The sequence below is a fragment of the Telluribacter roseus genome, from assembly GCF_017355915.2.
Taxonomy (GTDB): domain Bacteria; phylum Bacteroidota; class Bacteroidia; order Cytophagales; family Spirosomataceae; genus Telluribacter.
In genome coordinates this window covers 109,965-128,310 of sequence record NZ_JAFEUV020000011.1, presented here as the reverse complement: position 1 = coordinate 128,310, position 18,346 = coordinate 109,965, and the positions used below count along the sequence as shown (strand labels likewise).

The 18,346-nt window shown below is 48.9% G+C and carries 13 protein-coding genes; 4 read left to right on the top strand and 9 right to left on the bottom strand.

What is annotated here, in order from left to right:
* The first annotated feature begins 407 nt into the window (after window positions 1-407).
* Both JTN23_RS19090 and JTN23_RS19085 read left to right on the top strand, forming a co-directional pair.
* Entirely contained in the window at window positions 408-2,030 is a 1,623-nt protein-coding gene (locus JTN23_RS19090; protein ID WP_409049461.1) for a catalase, read from the top strand.
* A 280-nt stretch (window positions 2,031-2,310) separates the two neighbouring features.
* Window positions 2,311-2,511 carry a hypothetical protein gene (locus JTN23_RS19085; protein WP_247236630.1) on the top strand — a complete coding sequence of 67 codons (201 nt, stop codon included), beginning with the start codon at window positions 2,311-2,313 and terminating at the stop codon, window positions 2,509-2,511.
* A gap of 30 nt (window positions 2,512-2,541) precedes the next feature.
* On the opposite strand, the gene JTN23_RS19080 is transcribed toward JTN23_RS19085, so the two are convergent.
* The 3 genes from JTN23_RS19080 to JTN23_RS19070 all read right to left on the bottom strand — a co-directional run bounded on the left by JTN23_RS19080 (window position 2,542) and on the right by JTN23_RS19070 (window position 5,588).
* Complete coding sequence (locus JTN23_RS19080) at window positions 2,542-3,318, bottom strand: transposase (protein WP_247236629.1); 777 nt, start codon at window positions 3,316-3,318, stop codon at window positions 2,542-2,544.
* Entirely contained in the window at window positions 3,239-3,904 is a 666-nt protein-coding gene (locus JTN23_RS19075) for a hypothetical protein (protein ID WP_247236628.1), read from the bottom strand. Before JTN23_RS19075 ends, JTN23_RS19080 begins: the two co-directional genes overlap by 80 nt.
* Before the next feature lie 223 nt (window positions 3,905-4,127).
* Window positions 4,128-5,588 carry a nucleotidyl transferase family protein gene (locus JTN23_RS19070; protein ID WP_247236627.1) on the bottom strand — a complete coding sequence of 487 codons (1,461 nt, stop codon included), beginning with the start codon at window positions 5,586-5,588 and terminating at the stop codon, window positions 4,128-4,130.
* 189 nt (window positions 5,589-5,777) lie between these two features.
* Here JTN23_RS19070 and JTN23_RS19065 point away from each other — a divergent pair, with 189 nt between their 5' ends.
* Window positions 5,778-6,173, top strand: a complete 396-nt coding sequence (locus tag JTN23_RS19065; RefSeq protein ID WP_247236626.1) for a gamma-glutamylcyclotransferase family protein — start codon at window positions 5,778-5,780, stop codon at window positions 6,171-6,173.
* On the opposite strand, the gene JTN23_RS19060 is transcribed toward JTN23_RS19065, so the two are convergent.
* The 6 genes from JTN23_RS19060 to JTN23_RS19035 form a co-directional block, all read right to left on the bottom strand.
* On the bottom strand, window positions 6,170-6,952 hold the full coding sequence (locus tag JTN23_RS19060; protein ID WP_247236625.1) for a type III pantothenate kinase: 783 nt from the start codon (window positions 6,950-6,952) through the stop codon (window positions 6,170-6,172). The two genes, JTN23_RS19065 and JTN23_RS19060, sit on opposite strands and share 4 nt — an antisense overlap.
* Before the next feature lie 130 nt (window positions 6,953-7,082).
* Window positions 7,083-7,790, bottom strand: a complete 708-nt coding sequence (locus JTN23_RS19055; RefSeq protein ID WP_247236624.1) for a hypothetical protein — start codon at window positions 7,788-7,790, stop codon at window positions 7,083-7,085.
* A gap of 90 nt (window positions 7,791-7,880) precedes the next feature.
* A complete protein-coding gene (locus JTN23_RS19050) occupies window positions 7,881-8,270 on the bottom strand; it encodes a hypothetical protein (RefSeq protein WP_247236623.1) in 390 nt (129 codons plus the stop codon).
* Between the two features lie 264 nt (window positions 8,271-8,534).
* On the bottom strand, window positions 8,535-12,683 hold the full coding sequence (locus JTN23_RS19045; RefSeq protein ID WP_247236622.1) for an ATP-binding protein: 4,149 nt from the start codon (window positions 12,681-12,683) through the stop codon (window positions 8,535-8,537).
* A 172-nt stretch (window positions 12,684-12,855) separates the two neighbouring features.
* Window positions 12,856-15,510, bottom strand: coding sequence for a PAS domain-containing sensor histidine kinase (locus JTN23_RS19040; RefSeq protein WP_247236621.1), 2,655 nt, complete (start codon window positions 15,508-15,510; stop codon window positions 12,856-12,858).
* 318 nt (window positions 15,511-15,828) lie between these two features.
* Window positions 15,829-16,746 (bottom strand): TolB family protein, encoded by a 918-nt coding sequence (locus tag JTN23_RS19035; protein ID WP_247236620.1) that lies wholly within the window; start codon window positions 16,744-16,746, stop codon window positions 15,829-15,831.
* Window positions 16,747-17,588: 842 nt separating this feature from the next.
* On the opposite strand from JTN23_RS19035, the gene JTN23_RS19030 reads away from it, so the two are divergent.
* Window positions 17,589-18,260 carry a DedA family protein gene (locus JTN23_RS19030; RefSeq protein ID WP_247236619.1) on the top strand — a complete coding sequence of 224 codons (672 nt, stop codon included), beginning with the start codon at window positions 17,589-17,591 and terminating at the stop codon, window positions 18,258-18,260.
* Window positions 18,261-18,346 lie beyond the last annotated feature (86 nt).

Genomic DNA, 18,346 nt, shown 5'->3' with positions numbered 1-18,346 from the left:
CCCCTCAGATACAGAGAATTAATGTTCTGTTTCCTCTCTTCCCATTTTGCCCTCTTATAGGTGTAGAAAATGCCAAAATAGCCTCAATTTCCCCCCTGTAAGGCCCTTAATTTTCAAAGTACCCCCAGCTATACTACTTATAAACTAAATAGTAGTAACTGATTACCAGTAAGTTGTTTCTACAATTTGTGGAATTACATGTGTAATTAAATTGGGTAAAATGGGGACAGCAACCCAAAACTGAACAGCGAATTACCCATTTATCCATGGTTATCTACGCTATACGTAAAGATGTCACCATTTATAATGAATAATTTCCCCGACTTGCCAAACACTTTAAGATCAGTAGGGTTGAATACTCTGTATTAACTAGTGAATTAATTGTACTAACTAGAATCTACAGGTGTATGGAAAATGAAAACAACATGACCAACAATGGTCATGGAGATCAGGGAAATGGTCAGCAGCAGGATGGGAACGATCAGTCGCTAACCAACCGCCAGGGACATCCGGTTCACAACAACCAGAACATCCGGACAGTAGGTAACCGCGGACCTGCAACCCTGGAGAACTACAACTTTCTTGAAAAAATTACCCACTTTGATCGTGAGCGTATCCCTGAGCGGGTGGTACATGCCCGCGGAGCAGGTGCTCACGGCTACTTTGAGGCGTATGGTACTGTAGGTAATGAGCCCGTTTCAAAATATACACGAGCCAAGCTATTCCAGCAAAAAGGTAAGCGAACCCCGGTTTTTGTCCGCTTCTCCTCAGTAATACACGGAGGGCATTCTCCCGAAACCTTACGTGATCCACGGGGCTTTGCGGTGAAGTTCTATACCGAAGACGGAAACTGGGACCTAGTAGGTAATAACCTGAAGGTATTCTTCATACGCGATGCTATGAAATTCCCGGATCTGGTACATGCTTTCAAGCCAGATCCCGTTACGAACATCCAGAATGGCGAGCGGATCTTTGACTTTATCAGCCATACACCCGAGGCCATGCACATGATCACCTTCCTGTTTTCGCCCTGGGGTATACCGGCCAACTACCGCCAAATGCAGGGATCAGGCGTTAATACCTATAAGTGGGTGAATGAAAATGGTGAAGGCGTACTGGTGAAGTACCACTGGGAGCCAAAGCAGGGCATCAGGAACCTCACGCAGGAAGAAGCTGAGAGGATTCAGGGTAAAAACTTCAACCACGCTACTCAGGATTTATACGAAGCCATTGAACGCGGCGAGTTTCCGGAGTGGGAGCTTCTGGTACAGATCATGAGCGATGATGACCACCCTGAGCTGGACTTCGACCCGCTGGATGATACTAAGCTCTGGCCGGAGGATCAGTTCCCCTGGCTACCGGTAGGCCGTATGGTACTCGATCGTAATCCGGTAGACTACCATAATGAGGTAGAACAGGTTGCTTTTGGTACCGGAGTACTGGTCGATGGACTTGAATTCTCGGATGATAAGATGCTACAGGGACGTACCCTATCCTACTCGGATACCCAGCGCTATCGCGTAGGTGCAAACTACCTGCAGTTACCAATCAATGCACCCAAAAAACGCGTTGCTACCAACCTGCGAGGCGGACAGATGTCGTATAATGTAGACTTAGCTCCCGGACAGAACCCTCACGTAAACTACGAACCATCTTCATTAAGTGGTTTGCAGCAGGCACAAGCCGAAGGTAAAGAACATACACCTTACGTTGAAGGTAAAGTTGTCAGACAATCCATTGACCGTACCAACAACTTTAAGCAGGCCGGTGAGCGATTCCGTCTTTTTGAGGATTGGGAACGTAACGAACTGATCAATAACCTAGTAAATACACTGGGGCCGGCACAAAAGCATATTCAGGACCGGATGATTGAGCTGTTTACCCAGTGTGACGAAGAGTATGGTCGCCGGGTAGCCGAAGGTCTCCGGAATTATAAGAAAGATGACACAGGTGGACCCATTGGTACTGATTCATCCAGTGAAGGTGTAAGGGATGCGGAGGAAAAATCACATCAAGCGAAACCTTACTAAATAGTTAGTCAGTACTATATAACTGAGAGCAGTTCCTGATTCTTCAGGAACTGCTCTTTTTTTTTGTCAAAGTACCCCAACTTCATACACGATTTCTATACTTTTGAAGCCAACCTGTTTAGGTACAGAGGTATAGGTTTAAAAAATTATAAAATTTTTTAGTCAGGGTGATTAAATTTTTCTGTGTATCTGCTTTATTTTTGCAGAATTATAAACAGGGTGGACACCTATTTACGTCCCCTTTAACACCACATTAAACTTTAAAACCCTACTCAGTTGTATGTTGACCTTCCTCCAGTCGAAAGAGATTTTCATTCTGTGCGTCCTGGCTTCTAAGTTTGTCTGGTTGTATTTTTCTAGTAAGTACACCATTAACTTTTTCCTCGAATATACCACCAATCGCATGGTAGGTACCAGCGCCGTGTCAAGAACCCCCCTGCTGCTGGCTTTCCTTTGGATCTGCTTCCTCTTTGCCTGCTAGATCTTCAGTGTACCTCTTATTAAACATGAGTCATCCCGAACTTTGGTTGATGACTTGATAGGAAGAAAATAGAGCTGCTAGTGCTGCTCTTAAACGGTAAAGCGGTGTCAGCGCGAGTTGGCACCGCTTTCCTGTTCGGTGACACCATCGGCGCAGCAGTTCATTCCTAATCATTTCCTTCTCAGGGCTCATTAGTTGTAACAGGAAGGCATACACCAGTGTTACCATCATCATTAGTTTGAGTCGGTTCTGCCAGAACCACAGCCGTGGGGATTGAATGGCTAGTTCTGATTTGGAGAATCTAAAACAAGCTTCTATCTGCCAACGGCGGGCATAAGCCAGCACCACTGACCAAAGCTGGTCTTTGTGCTCACAAGGTTGATTCGTCAGCAGATACCAGGGCTCTTTACCCTTACCCAGCCGTGATACAACCAACCATAAGGGGTGCTCAGGAAAGTCAGCATGTGTGACAGGCAGAGCCAGTGCCGCTGCCATGCGCCGTTGCTGCAGATGCGCGTCCCAGACCTGGCGGCGCACCTGTGCAGTTTTACCCGTAGCGATCTTCCAGGCGTTGCGCTTGCCCTTACTGTCAATGAGCTGGTAGCGCTTAGGCCAGCGGATGACAAACGTAGCCTGATGATCAAACAACTCTGCCAGCCAACGACTACCGGCGTAGCCCCTATCGAAGATATGCCATAGTTGTTTACCAAAGGCAGCAACGGCTTCTTTAAGTAAAGAAGTTTGAAGTAGCAGGCGATCCTGCGCATAATCCCCCCGACGTGTGTACCAGCGGAAGAAAGCTACCATAGGATGGGTTTTTAGACCTGCCACCAAGAGCCCCATCCACCGCGCGGGCGGCCCCGTCAAAGCCCGGCACATGCACCGGACGACCACCAGGTGGATTATAGAAGCCAGGTTTTATACGCTTCAATCGCTTGGCTTTACTACTGCGCACAGCACACAAACCTTCGCTACGGATACTCTCAGGCTTTTCTACCACGCTCTCATCCCATAGTAGCACAACTGTCTGTCCAGCTTGTTGTAGCTGTTGGGCTTGCTGGCGCGCTAGGTCAAGTAAGTACTGCTCAATCAGGCTGTGCGACCACTTCTGGCTGCGAAGTAGGTTGCTTATACGCTTTGTGCCTGCCGGGGCGTGTGATTCGCCTAAGAGCTTTCCTCCTAATTCACTTAGTAGCAAGCCCATGCTGCTGTGGCGGTGACGTAGGATGCAGCCTAAAAGAGCTACAAACGTAGCTACCAATCGACGATCCAGGAGTTGATCTAGTTGAGTGGCTAAGGGCTGAACAAACATATGGAGGCGCTGGTAAAAATAACCAGCCTCTTGCTTGACTTCGTCAGAACGGATACCGACTTTTACTGTGTCCTTGGACATGAGAAAACCTTCCGTTTAGTGCTTCGCATCACTAAGTTCGGAAGTTTTTCATTTTTACGCCACTCCCTTAAAATTCGGGATGACTCATGTTTTGTATGTATTTGAAGAAATGTAGTTGTTGACTATGAGGAGGGATAATAATCGGATCTGACTTTAAGTGGAGGTATAGGTACCTTAGCTACACTACCTCCACCACCGCCATTACAATATATAAAAGTACCCTTTACAGATTCCCCACTGCCTCGTGGATCTGCTTAACTACCTTGGGATGATATACATCGCAGGGGAAACCAAACAGGCAGTTATCCTTTATGATCTGTGCTACGTTTTCGGGTACCAGTTCCTCCCAGCCTGGTTCGTTGCGCTTGATGCGGGCAAGTACCTGGTCGGTCGTCCAGCGCATGTGGTCACGGTTGTAGTTACGGATATCCTCGATCTTGTTGTTCAGCAACAGGTACTGAAACAGGGGACGCAGATGCTCGGGCAGGGTGAAGTTCTCACAGTTGTAGATCGTATCATCTTTGCGTAGGGTCGGGTAGATAAAAAGCTTTACCTTCCGGCTGAACAGTGTAGCAAATGATTCCAGAATTCCACCGGACAGCGACTTGTAGTGCGACTCTTCGAATATATCCTGCAGGCTCGGGATGCCCAGCAGCAGTCCTGACTTCAAGCGGGTCAATTTGGAAATATAAGCCACCAACCGGTAGTACTCATGGAAGTTGGAGATCATCACCATATGCCCCAGCGAGCACAGGATATCCACCCGGTCCAGGAAGTCTTTCTCGTCTATTTCGCGGTCATCGGCTTTGAGGTTGTGCAGTGTCAGCTCCGATACCAGCCGCACCCGATCAGGATCTACATCCGGCTCGGCCTTAAACTGCGCGCTGCCGTTATCGATCATGTCGATATGGACATTGGTAATCGGGCGCAGCCGTCCGCGCATCAGCAGTATGTGTTTTTTGTAGAAGGCCTCCGAAGGCTGAAGTACTCCCCCATCCGACCCAAACAGAGCGGCATCCGTAAAGCCATTCTTGACCAGGTGCAGGCTCATAAGGCGGTTGTCTACCTGCATGAAGTCAGGCCCGCTAAACCGAATCATATCTATTTCGATCCGCTCCGGGCTCAGATCGTCCATCAGCGAGCGAAGGAGCGTCTCAGGCGACTTATAGTAGTAGTAGCAGCCGTACATCAGGTTAACGCCTATAATACCCAACGCCTGCTGCTGGAGTACGTTTTCGTTGTCCAGCATCCGGACGTGAATTACCACATCATTATGCGGCCCCTGTGGACGCAGCTGAAAACGAAGGCCAATCCAGCCATGAGCCTCATTGGTCTTCTGGTAGTTGAGGGCCACTACGGTATTGGCAAAGGCAAAGAAAAGGCTGTCAGCCCCCCGCTTCTCGGCCAGGCGCTTCTCCACCAGGCTATATTCCTTATGGAGCATTTTCATCAGCCTTGACTCGCACACATAGCGCCCGGTTTCTTCGGTACCATATATGGCATCACTGAAAGTCATGTCATAAGCCGACATGGTCTTGGCGACGGTACCCGAGGCCCCCCCGGCTTTGAAGAATATAGCTGCGGTTTCCTGACCAGCTCCGATTTCGGCAAAAGATCCGTATATACGGCGGTCCAGGTTTATCTTTAAAGCTTTTTGTTTTGTACCAAGGTTTTTATCGTACATGGGATAGAGGATGAAGCGTTTTTAAAGAGATTAGTATAGGTAGGTGTACGAAAATAGGTATATTCCTATTCAGGAACGAAATCTGGACCGCAAAAAGTCAGCCGTACCCGATAAATTCAATAAAATTTATATTGTGTGTCAAATTTACACTAAGAATCTGTTCCTGAAAGCAGCATCCTGATTGAACCTATGGAAAATCATCAGTATCTATTTGTGTATGGCACTCTTATGCGCGGATATGAAAACCCGTTTGCTACGCTGCTTCAGCAGTACGCTACCTGGGTGGGTGAAGGTACTATGACGGGCCTGTTGTACCGGATCAGCTGGTATCCGGGCGCAATTTTTCTGGATGACCCTAAGTACCGGGTGTTTGGAGAAGTATACCAGATAGTAGAACCGGACGCGCTGCTCAGAGAGCTCGATGCCTACGAGGATGTAAGCCCCATCGAGTCGGAGAGCCTTTACCTGCGCAGATTGGTGCCGGTACAGCTTACCACGGGGCAGATGCTGGAGTGCTGGACGTACCTCTTCAATAAATCCGTAGCCGGACTGGAGCAGATTATCGGGGGGAATTTCAGAAGCTAGATCTGCCGGCGGGCCGCTTGTACGTGTTCGCCAATGATCCGTAGTCCATCCAGCGTCAGCCGCCGGTCGATGTCTACAAATTCATCACGCAGGGTGTCGATAATAGACGAAAGACCTCCCGTAGCCACCGCGATACAGTCACCGTCCAATTCTTTACGGATACGCTGGATCATCGACTTCACCAGCCCCTCGTAGCCTAGTAGTATACCCGCCTGTATGGCGTGGGTGGTGTTTTTGCCAATGGCCGAAGCCGGTAAGACCAGGGGTACTTCGGGTAGCTGAGCGGTATTGGCAAACAGAGCCTTAACGGCCGTCTTCAGACCGGGTACAATGGCTACACCCAGTATCTCGCCCTCTGCCGAAACCGTCGTAAAGGTCAGCGCGGTCCCAAAGTCCACCACGATGCAGTTGCGCCGGTACCGGGTGTAGGCAGCTACCGCATTGGCAATAAGGTCGGCACCTATTTCGTAAGGATGATCGATGCTGATGTTGATAGCCGGAAATACATCCGGCCCCACCAGCACGGGTTCCTTGCCCAGCAGTCCCCGGAGCATGGTCTGCAGGGTGGGTGTGAGGGGAGGTACTACGCTGCTGAGTACGATGATTTCAATAGCATCGGTGTCAACGCCGGCTTCCAGCAGATGCAGCCGAAGGGTTGATTCGTAGTAGGATGCTGGCTCCTGTACCAGTGATCTGGTACGCCACACATACTTCCATTCGCTGGCATCATACAATCCAAAAACAGTATCGGTATTACCGGCATCGACGGCTAAAAGCATTTCATACGTAGTTAAACCTGCAGCAAATAAAAGGCTTTATGGCAAAATATCTGCTTTTTAGGGTCTATTAGCAACAAAAAGAGCCCCACCGTCACCAAGGCGGGGAGTTCCTTCGGCAGAGCTGTAGGTACTACCGGTTTTTCCAGAGTAGGGTAATACTCATGATCACGGTCGTTGCCATAAATACAAGCAGGCCTAACATACCTGCACTATGTAATAGAAGGGTACTGGTAAAGGTACCTGATGATACCAGCAGAGTACAACCCGAAGCCAGGCAGGGGACTGCCAGCCAGTGCGGCAGTATCTGGTAAAGCCTGATGCTAACAGCCGTACTCACAAGAAATACGCCGAGTGGGGTGGCAAACAGGTGTGTAATGACATGACCTATTTCGTCCATACCACGGATCAGTTCGGGACTGGCATTACGACCAGCCATCAACGCCACGGCTGCCTCACAGGCCTGACCTATCACGAATATGGCTACGGCCATGGACGCAGATGTCATCATTAATCCGGGCAACCACCCATTGCTTTTATCCGCCCTGCGCACCAGATTGGCCAGACTTACAGCAAAGACCAGAAAGAACAGAAAGGCCAGTACTCCTACATATACACCCTCTACAATGTTGACTTCATTTTTACGATAAAAATCGGCCAGGATCTGGTTATCAAATTCGGCGGGTGGACCGGTAGCCAGAAATCCTCGGTACTGGAATACCAGAAAAAAGAGTAGCCCACATAGGTACCCAATGCGGTCAAGTACCTTGTTGGGGGCGGCGGTAAGAAATGAGGATTGGTCTTCTGCTGTTGCAGGATAATCGGGTGCGGTCTGAAGCATGTTTATGGCTGTTAGATGTAAAATGGTTAATAAATAGAATGGATGATTTATAAGAGAAAAAGTTGCGTAAGACCAAGCTTAAGCCTGCCACTAGATGCGGTGGTAAGTACCGGGTATTTCGCCCTTCTGCTCCTTGCAGCCTTCGTTATACTGGGTGATCACGAGGTTCCCTTTGTCCATCTCGAAGTAGTAGTCGCCCGAGGCTTTCATGGAACTTGATCGAATGCCGCACAACATGGCCAGCAACGTACCCGATTGTTTGGACAGGACGAGGCGGTTCCCATCGGCGGAGTACTTGCCAAACATATGGATACCGTAGCCGATGGAAAGGGAGAATGTACGGTTATGATACAGCTCCCACACAAAGCCCGGATACTTACTCCACCTTCCGATGAGACCGGCTCTTTCGGGGGCGGATGACTGGAAGGATATAAGAATGACTGCACAGGCAATCATCAGATTTCGACAAAGATTTTTCATGGCTGCTAGTGTTTGCTTATTGTCTTATTGACTCTGCAAAACTACACTACCCACCCTTCCTCTGTCTACCACTGTCGTAACCAATGATGCCACTGACGTAACAGCTATAATTTTATAGGTAGTTGATCCCTAGCATTTTACCCATATAGTACCTGTGTTACCACCGATGTTACATACGAGTAGCCGGGCCAATACAAGAACAGCGCCTCTCATACGGAGGCGCTGTTCTTGTATTAGCTATTCTATGTACTTCATGTAGTACTCCTACCATGTTTTGGCGGGACGGCTGGCGTACTCGTTGGGGAGCCTACCAAACTGCTCCCGGAAGCATCTGGAGAAATAGGACAGATTGTTGAAGCCTACCTGATAAGCCACTTCCGCAACGTTGCCCGCCCGCGCGTCCAATAGCTGGGCGGCCCGTTTTAGCCGGATCATCCTGATAAAATCGCTGGGCGATTGCCCGGTCAGAGCCTTCAGCTTTCGGTGCAGATGTACCCGGCTCATTCCCACTTCACGGCTAAACTCATCGACACTGAAATCCGAATCTCCCATTCGATCCTCTACGATCTGCATTACTTGTTGTAAAAATTTCTCTTCGGCGGAAGGTACTACTATTCCGGTAGGCTCCAGCCGGATTTCCCGGCTAAAGTGCTCCCGCAGCTTTTTCCGGCTCTCAATCAGATTGTGGATCCGTACATGCAGTTCGCGGGCATCAAAGGGTTTGGTCAGGTAGTCATCCGCGCCGGTCTCCAGTCCTTTCACTTTCTCTTCGGTTGAGGCCAGCGCGGTCAGCAGTATCACCGGTATGTGGCTGGTAGGAAGATGGGCCTTCAGTTGCTTACATAGTTCATTTCCATCCATCACGGGCATCATCCGGTCGCTGATGACCAGGTCGGGAATAGTTTCCTGGGCCAGCGTCAATCCTTCGGCTCCGTTCATACTTTCAAGTACCTGGTAGGTAGGCTCTAGTTGGGCTTTGATGTAAGCGCGCAGGTCGTCGTTATCTTCTACCACAAGTACGATTGGCTGATCGTCAGGCTTGCCTGGTTCGGAATGATCGGGTACCTGATGCGTAGCCACTACTGCGGTGGGTACATGAGGGAGTAACAGCAGGTCGATGGGTACCTCCTGAACAGCTTTGGTAGTTAAGGGAGTACGTGAAGAGGGCGGAATCAGAGGAAGTAGTACCTGGAAGCATGCTCCCTGCCCCGCCTCGCTGCTAACGGTAATGCGCCCCTGGTGAAGCTCAACCAGTTCCCTGACGAGAGCTAGACCAATACCCGTTCCCTGCGCATCGGAATACAGTTGCTCGCCCTGATAAAACCGGTCAAATACCCGGTCTAGTTGGTCGGGCTGGATACCCGGTCCGCTATCTTTCACCATGATGCGAACATCGGCGGCATCGGGTTGTGTGGTAGACTCTACGACATCCGCTTTCAATAGCACCTTCCCCTCCGCTGGAGTAAACTTGAACGCATTGGAAAGCAGATTGTACAGTATCTTTTCCAGCTTGTCCTCATCCTGCTGACACAGTACGGGTTCATCCGGCAGTTGTAGCTCAAAGTGCACCCGCTGGTACTCTGCCAGTGAAGTAAACGAAGCGTATACTACGCTCAGTACCTGCCGCAGGTCAACATCCTGCCGGTGTAGTACCATGTGCCCCGACTCCAGTTTGGACAAATCGAGCAACTGATTGATCAGTTGCAACAGCCTCCGGGCATTGCGCGACATGACGTTCAGCTCATGTACCCCCACCGATACGTGTTCCTGGGAAGTACTTAGCTGTGCACCCGAAAGCTTGTCGAGCAGGTTGTTCAGGATGAGTGTGAGCGGCGTCCGGAACTCATGGGAAATATTGGCATAGAAGCGGGTTTTGACCTGATCCAGCTCCCTGAGTTTTTCGGCCTGTCGGGCTAGTTCCTGAGTTTGATGGCTCAGAAGAGTATTCTTATCAGCTACCTCACGGGTACGCAGCTGTACCACCCGTTCCAGCTGGGCTTTTTCGGCTTCGATCCTGGACGACCTCCACCGCAGCAATCCCCAAACCAGCCCAACACTACCTGCCAGGTACAGGATGTACATCAGGAGGGTACGATACCAGGGAGGACGAATGGTAAAGGTATAGACGGCCTCATCGCCAACCTGCCCCTGCGCATTGCGAGCCCGTACGCGGAAGGTATAGGTACCCTCGGGAATACGGGTGTAGTCTTTGAAGTAGTCTGGACTCCAGGCCGACCAGCCCTGATCGTACCCATCCAGCCGGTACTGGAATCGGTTCTCGCCCGTGCCATTGAAGCTGGGAGCAGCAAACTCGAATCGGAGTGAATTGTGCTCGTACGGCAATTTTACCTCAGAAGCAGTTGGGTATACCACCGAATCTGACGGTAGTATTACTCTCTGCAGTAGGGTACGGTAGGAGCCCACTTTCTGCTTTTCCTCCCTGTAAGCATACCGTACCAGCCCGTCCACGCCAGTGAACCATAGTGCGTTATCATTGTCCCGGAACAGGAAGTGCTTCAGCGGCTCGGTACCGCCACTAATATCCATCTGATTTACCCTGTATCCTCCTTGCGGCTTCCTGAGTACCTGCATGAGCTGCCAGCTCCGCTCACCCGGATACTTAGCCCACAGCCACAGATCCTTGTCACTACTCTTTTCCTGCGCAGGATGTACCAAGTAGGAAGAAAGGCCAAACGGGCTGCCGAAGTTTTCGAGTACTTCAAATTTACCCAAGGTTCCATTCCATTTGTAGAGCCTGAAGTCAGGCTCTCCCACCTGAGCCAGCACATCCTGTTTTACGATGTACAGCCTGACCTTTCCGGCCGGTAGGCCCTTATCTGCACCAAACCGCTCGATGGTAGTATGTCTGACAAAATCATCCGGCAAGGTGCCTCGCTCCTTCTTAGGGAACTGCACCCGTACCACGCCCCGGTTTTCAACCAGCCACAGATCACCGGTAGGTGATTCTACCAATTGTGAAACGTCCCCCTCTACCCCCTGCACCTTGCCTAGTTGCTTCCACGACTGCCCTCGCTTTCTGAATGCATACAATCCCATGGAGGCTTTGAAAAAAACGGAGGTATCCAGGGTACTGGGTTGTACATCACGGCTGTAGTTTTCCCACGGACTACCCGTTGCAGGAAGGGGGACTACCTTTCCGTTATGTAACTCACCAAGTCCCTCATCACTAGCTATGAGTAAGGATGTACCCATAGATCTGAGACTCCAGACACTGCCGTTAAAGCCAGGTACCCTCCGAAAATGCGCCGAGGTTTCCAGCGGCTTTTTAGCTTCAAGTATAAATAAGCCATCGGTAGTACCTACGTATACCTGTCCCTGGTGGGTAGCCATTGCGTATCCCTCCCGATGTATACCATTCTGCTCATTGAAGAGGGTCAGGCCCGAGCCCAGCCTGATCCGGCTGATTCCTTTTTCCATACTGACCCACAAGCCGCCCTGGCTGTCCGGTGCCAGGTAGTAAACGGTATTGGTAGGTAGTCTGCTTTCTTTGGTAATGATGGACTGGACTCGTGCCTCCTGGTCTATGAGGACGATTCCTCCCTTCAAGGTGGCCAGGGCAATATTGCCATTGGGTAGTAGAACGGCGTGGAAAGCAATGTTATTAACCAGGTACTCCTGCAATTGACTTGGGACCGGCTTAACCTGCTGGCCATTAAAATAGAATAATCCTCCGGTGGCCATACCTATCAGCCAGTTTTGGCTACGCAAAGGGAGCAGGAATGTAATCCGATTCTGAGCCAGTTGCTCGTCAAGGCTGTACGGCTTCAACTCATCGTTCTCTATGACATAAAGCCCCCTCTGATACACCTGCACGACCAGCTTGTGGTCCAGCCACTGAATGGCTCCGTACGCGGTTTCGGCCTTCCAGACCCTAAAACCATTCTGGTGCCAGCGCATCAGGTACTTGTTGGACTTGTAGTACACGCCTTCGGGAGTAACTACTGCGTTCCACACTTCACCTACGGGACCTACCCCTTTGGGTAGATGCGCGAGCAACGATACAAAGCGGGTCTGGCCGGTAGCATCGGTTTCCAGGTACCCGAGGTTATCCGTAGCACTTACGTACACGCGGCCGGAACGATCAATCGAAAGACCCCAAACCAGACTCTGACCGGGCATTTTGATTAATTGCCAGGTAGTACCATTGTACCTGAGTATACCACCGTGGCTTCCTATCAGCATGGCCCCATGAGCGTCCTGCAGGATAGCGGTGTGCTCATATGATGGTACCAGGTGAAGGTAGTTGCGAGGGCTGTAGTTCTGAATAAAGGGCAGGCCCTGAAAGGGGTCGGGTTTGTGGGGCTGAGCAGACGCCAAAGTAGGTCCGAACAGCACGACAAATAGTAAAAGTTTTAGTAGGTGAATGTGTACCGGGACCTCAAAACAGCGCATAGGGTGACCTATTATAGGCTACAATCATACAAAAAAGACAGAAAGTCTGATTCCCTACCGATCCAAGTTTTGATCATGAGTAGTACAGGTAGGTTCAAAAAAAAGCTCTGCCTCTGCCGGATGGATATCCATGTGCAGAACACAGAGCTAGTGCAATATTAAATTAATTGATCTAAGCCTTCTCCTGACTGGGTAGTACCACAATAAAGGTAGCTCCCTGACCAATGGAGCTCTTCACGGTAATACCGCCCCCGTGCAGCTCAGCTACCTTTTTGCTGATGGCCAATCCTAATCCGCTACCCACAAACTGGCTCCTGCCGTGTAGCCGGACAAATAGCTCAAACACCCGGTCGCGGTAGGTATCATCAAAGCCAATGCCGTTGTCTTTGACACGGATGGCATACCATCTTCTGTCCATGCATTTCACGGTAGCGTTGATTTCTTCTTCGGTCGCCGGTCCGGCTTCAATGGATATTTCTGGTAGGGTATCATCCTTACAGAACTTCAAGGCATTACTTAACAGATTCTGAAACAGCTGTCTGAGTTGTACAGCACTACCAGTCACAACGGGTAGTTTACTGATATGTACAATTGCCCCTTTCTGTTCGATGACTCCTTCCAGATCCTGCATAACGTTATTGATGACCTGATCAAGTACTACGGTTTTATGCGCTTCTTTCTGGGACGAATAGCGCGAATACGAGAGCAGTCCCTCTATCAGATCCTGCATACGACTACCCGCCGAACGCATCCGGTTGATGATATCTACCCCCTGCTTTGGCAGTAGTGACCCGTACTGGCGTTCCAGGATATCCCCAAACGATTGGATTTTACGGGCTGGCTCCTGCAGGTCATGGGAGGCTACGTAGGCAAACTGTTCGAGGTACAGGTTTGAGTGGCGGAGTTCTTCCAGCAATTTCTCCTGACGCTGACGCAACTGTACCCGATCCGTAATATTGACAAAGGAAAGAATGACCATGTTATGATTCACCAGAGTCAGTGACACATCATACCAGAACTGTTTACCATCAGCGCCCGGAAAGGCCAGTTCGGACCGGAAGGGACTGTCATTAAGCACAGCATTATGATAGATATCAAAGAAACCCGTCTCTGCAATATCCGGAAAGAGAGAAATCAGGGAGCTTCCGGCCAGCCTATCGCAGGGTAAGCCTATAATACGCGACGCTCCGGCATTGGCAAGTAGTACCCGGAAGTCCTCTACCTGGCCTCTTGCATCCCGGATCGGTTCCATGGCAAATATCCCATTGATAGACCCGTCCAGTACTCCCTGTACAAGTTCGGTCTGGCTTTGGGCATTGACCAGTGAGGTGTGGATGGCCGTTACATCCACGTAATTGATTACGATGCCGTTTTCGAGACGATGCGCTGATACCTTAAACCATTTATCAATTTGCGGATAATACCGCTGTTCGTATACAATCGGTTTGCCTGATTCGGCCACCTCTACAAAATCCATAAACAACTCAAGCTTTCCCTGACTCAGATTCATAAACGAAGAGCCCACTACATCACAACCGAACATTTGTTCCAGGTACTTCTGGGCTGTTTTATTGGCTTTTGTAATCATAAAATCTACGATCACACCTGCCTGATCCCGCATAGACTCTGCCACCAGTATGGCATTCTCCGAACTGTTCAGGACATTTTCCAGCAGACTGTTGTGCGACTGGATACGAAGGGTTGCCCGCTTGCGTTCGGTGATATCTTTGAATATGGAAAGGGCGCCATCGTTGAGCCGGGTCACGGACAGGTCGAACCAGAGGTTAAGCTCCCCTTTTCGGAAAGGCTGCTCCAGCCGGAAGGGTTCTCCCGTTTCCAGTACCTGGGAGTACAACGGTATAAAATGCCTGGACTCTGGTGACAGCTGAGTGAGGGTATATTTATTAAAATCGTCGGCCGAAAATAAACCAGCGTTGACCACAGCCTGATTGTACTGTACCGCTTTGAAGTCAACCACCTGCCCATCTGCCCCTCTGACCGGCTCCCATAGCATGATAAAGTCATGGCTGCTGTTCATGATCTGCTGCAGCAACTGGGCCTGCTGCTGCGTCTGCCGGATTGCCTTTTGCTTTTCGGTGATGCTGTAGTAGCTCATAATGATCCCATCACCGCACTTCGACACCGCTACATGAAAACTTTGATCATAGGCCGGATAGTACTGTTCAGCAGCATAGGGTACACCGGTTTCGATCACTTCAACGTACTTGCTAAAATGGCCGGTTGTTTTGGTGTTAGGGTACCAGTCTGTTACGAGCCAATCCACCTGAGGGACTACGCCCAAAGCCCTGTTATTTTTAGCGGCTTCATTCTGATAAGTCAGACGGAGATTGTCGATCTTTCCGGCTTCATTCCTTACCGCTTCGAATATGATAATACAGGTAAGGTTGGTTTCCTGAATATGCTGGCCGATGGCCTGGGTGATCTGCGCTTCTCTGGATTCGGTGGAAGAGCACTTATCCAGACGTACCACCAAAGCTTCCCCGTAGGGGTTTACTTCGTAATTAAGCCAGCTCTTGCTGTGATTCGTAAATGATTGCTCCAGAACACCCGACTTTCGGGTCCTCGAAAGATGTGCATCAGCCAGAGTCTCCCTGAGGCAGGAAGCCGATACAACCTGCTCAATGGGTACCGGTGTCATGACCTGGGTGGGCCAGGTAAGTAGGGTACGCGCCTGTTGATTGACAGCACAAATCTCAAATTCGGCCTCTCCGCCCCTTTCTTTGCGGGTACAGACTAGTAACCCATCCGAAGAGCCTTCAATGAGTTGATTATAAAAATCCTGTATTTTGTTAGAAGCAACTAACATGGTAATCTTAGATAAAATAGTCCCCTCTGTACCACAAGTAACTTGGGCCAGATCATTGATTTCTGCTATTCTTAATCAGTTCGAGGAGAGTTATATTACACCTGCACAAGCTTTAAAGCCTGCCATATCAATGTAAATAGAATGGCAAAATAAACAATTGCTCGTCTATTTTGCCACGAATGATTCTATTTTATCACCTTAGATCTACTTTATGAGCTTATATCTTCTGCTACTTAACTACCTATTTACCAGCCCAAAGTTGCTATAACTCCTGGTTACACATATTACTTACTACCTATTAACTCCTCTGTTAAGCGATTACTTAAGCATCCGATAGGTTACAAAAGCAATCTGACGGCCATCAGGCGACCAGCTGGGTACATTGATGGTTCCCTGTCCACCAAAGAATACATCGGTAAGATCCTTGATCTGGCGCGTTTCCAGATTCATCAGCCGTAGCTTTACATCCTTCCCAAACGGGTGCTGTCCCTTCTGATCTTCCAGGTAGCTGATGTAGGCCAGCCATTTTCCATCAGGTGAAGGGTGCCCAAACCAGTTGTCAAAGGAGTCGTTTGTCAGTTGTTCCTGCTGACTGCCGTCGGGACGCATCCGGTACAGGTGCATTCGGCCGCTTCGGTTGGAGTTAAAATAGATCCACTGTCCATCGTACGAATATTCAGGTCCATCATCCAGACCAGGAGCATCAGTAAGTCTTTTTTCTTCTCCACCATTCGCACTTATGCTGTATACATCCCAGGCCCCGTCTCGCTCGGCACAGTACACCAGTGTTTTACCATCGGGCGACACGCCGTGCCAGTAAGAAGGTGCTTTTTCGGTAATGAGCTTGGGGGTACCTCCCTCAGCCGGTAAGGTATAGATCCGCGACTTGGCGCCCTTCGTCACTTGTGGATCATTATGGCTCACGATGAGCATTTTTCCGTCAAAGGTAAGCCCATGATCATTATTGAGCCGATCAGCAATGCCGGTAGGTATGATTCCCTGCTTTTGCCCCTTAGTCGTAACTTTTTCAAGTTTCCCGTCGGCATTGATTATAAAGAACTTTCCGTCCCTAGACCAGTTAGGCGCTTCGAAATGGCGTGGCTCCTTCAAGACCACCGTGCGCTTCCCCGACTTTACATCCAGAACTTCAAGGGTACTTTCTACATCCTTCTGGACCTGGCCCAGTGCCAGACCAACTGTGACAGCAAAAACTCCAGTTAGGATTGTAGTTTTCATAGGTATTGCAGCTTTCATAGGTATAATGGGATTTTATCTACAAAAGCACCTACACCCCTCAGATATACTACTTGGGAAGAGAGAATCATAAGGCAGGCTAGGTATCAATGAATTAGGATTATGCTCCAGAACGTTCCAAATCTTGTACTAGTAAACTTGATCCAAATAGTATAATGTACTTACATGATTATAAACACATCTACATAGTAGAGGTACGGTTTAATAGTATCAAAGGGAATGAATAAAGTATATAGGCAGTACTTACGAACTGACCTACAGAAGTAGGATATTTCTGAGCATCATCAAGAAATGTACAGTGGCAGGTATAGCAAAAAAGGTCATTACAAACAACTTTAACAAATAATACGATCTTAGAAAACAATTCGCAGGGTTTTGCTATTGTATTATTTCTGGATGACTTTTAGGCAACCTAGTGCATCACCGGCGCCTGGCAATTCCCATAATAAACCAGTAGTAGTCAATCAGGTAGCTACTCAGGTATTGGATCGTAGGCTTACAATGATGCATAACTGGTACCTAAACTTGAGTACCTAAAGGATTACTACCTATACCGCTTAAGTAGTAATTCATAAAAACCTAAGCGTTTATAGGCAAAAGTCGTAAATTGCCTACCAATGTGACCTTGCGTCAATTTGTAAGTAGTACTAGTGAACGTATATTTTAATACTATTAAACGTATGTTAAAACTTTCAGCCAGAGACAGTGGCATTTTGGCAAAGGATCAAGTCTTGTTTTCTGAATCTATATCAGTGGCTGTACACACTTTAATCTGTAAGTAATCAATTTTAACCATAGTAAGTCTTCACCAATTTTAACAAATCATGGAAATTATTAGCCAAGCATTGGATTTCTTCCTTCATCTGGACAAGCATCTAGGACAGATCATTCAGGACTACGGAACCCTCACCTACGTCATCCTCTTCCTGATCATTTTTGTGGAAACGGGTGTAGTATTCATGCCATTTCTGCCAGGTGACTCTTTGTTATTTGCAGCAGGTATGCTGGCTGCCCAATACCCCGACGATCTCAATGTATGGGCTATAATAGTTCTGTTACTGATTGCGGCCATTCTTGGCGATACCTGTAACTACCTGATTGGTAAATATTTTGGAGTGCAGGCGCTCAGGGTAAAGATATTGGGCAAAAATTTCGTGAAGCCAGAGCACATCGACAAAACCCAGGGCTTTTATGAGAAGTATGGTGCTGTCACTATCGTAATTGCCCGTTTCGTTCCGATCGTACGTACCCTGGCACCTTTCGTAGGTGGAGTAGGTAGAATGAACTACCGCATCTTCCTTACTTATAACGTAGTTGGTGCGCTACTTTGGGTAATCGGACTTACGCTGGCTGGATACTTCCTGGGAAGCATTCCGTTTATAAGAGACAACTTTGAGAAAGTGGTTCTGGGTATCATTTTTGTTTCTATCCTACCTATCATCTGGCAGTTTGCCAAGAGCAAATTTCAACCGGCCGAAACCGCTATAAGCAAGTAATATTGACCATTGTTAAATAAGAGCCCCCGGATGCACAGGCATCCGGGGGCTCTTATTTTGATAAGGGCTATATGTAGTATAGTTAA

Excerpts from the sequence above, each read along its gene's own strand:
- JTN23_RS19075 (WP_247236628.1), bottom strand. The coding sequence starts at position 3,904 with ATGTCCAAGGACACAGTAAAAGTCGGTATCCGTTCTGACGAAGTCAAG.
- JTN23_RS19035 (WP_247236620.1), bottom strand. The coding sequence starts at position 16,746 with ATGAAAACTACAATCCTAACTGGAGTTTTTGCTGTCACAGTTGGTCTG.
- JTN23_RS19060 (WP_247236625.1), bottom strand. The coding sequence starts at position 6,952 with ATGCTTTTAGCCGTCGATGCCGGTAATACCGATACTGTTTTTGGATTG.
- JTN23_RS19050 (WP_247236623.1), bottom strand. The coding sequence starts at position 8,270 with ATGAAAAATCTTTGTCGAAATCTGATGATTGCCTGTGCAGTCATTCTT.
- JTN23_RS19080 (WP_247236629.1), bottom strand. The coding sequence starts at position 3,318 with ATGGTAGCTTTCTTCCGCTGGTACACACGTCGGGGGGATTATGCGCAG.
- JTN23_RS19030 (WP_247236619.1), top strand. The coding sequence starts at position 17,589 with ATGGAAATTATTAGCCAAGCATTGGATTTCTTCCTTCATCTGGACAAG.
- JTN23_RS19040 (WP_247236621.1), bottom strand. The coding sequence starts at position 15,510 with ATGTTAGTTGCTTCTAACAAAATACAGGATTTTTATAATCAACTCATT.
- JTN23_RS19090 (WP_409049461.1), top strand. The coding sequence starts at position 408 with ATGGAAAATGAAAACAACATGACCAACAATGGTCATGGAGATCAGGGA.
- JTN23_RS19055 (WP_247236624.1), bottom strand. The coding sequence starts at position 7,790 with ATGCTTCAGACCGCACCCGATTATCCTGCAACAGCAGAAGACCAATCC.
- JTN23_RS19065 (WP_247236626.1), top strand. The coding sequence starts at position 5,778 with ATGGAAAATCATCAGTATCTATTTGTGTATGGCACTCTTATGCGCGGA.
- JTN23_RS19070 (WP_247236627.1), bottom strand. The coding sequence starts at position 5,588 with ATGTACGATAAAAACCTTGGTACAAAACAAAAAGCTTTAAAGATAAAC.
- JTN23_RS19045 (WP_247236622.1), bottom strand. The coding sequence starts at position 12,683 with ATGCGCTGTTTTGAGGTCCCGGTACACATTCACCTACTAAAACTTTTA.
- JTN23_RS19085 (WP_247236630.1), top strand. The coding sequence starts at position 2,311 with ATGTTGACCTTCCTCCAGTCGAAAGAGATTTTCATTCTGTGCGTCCTG.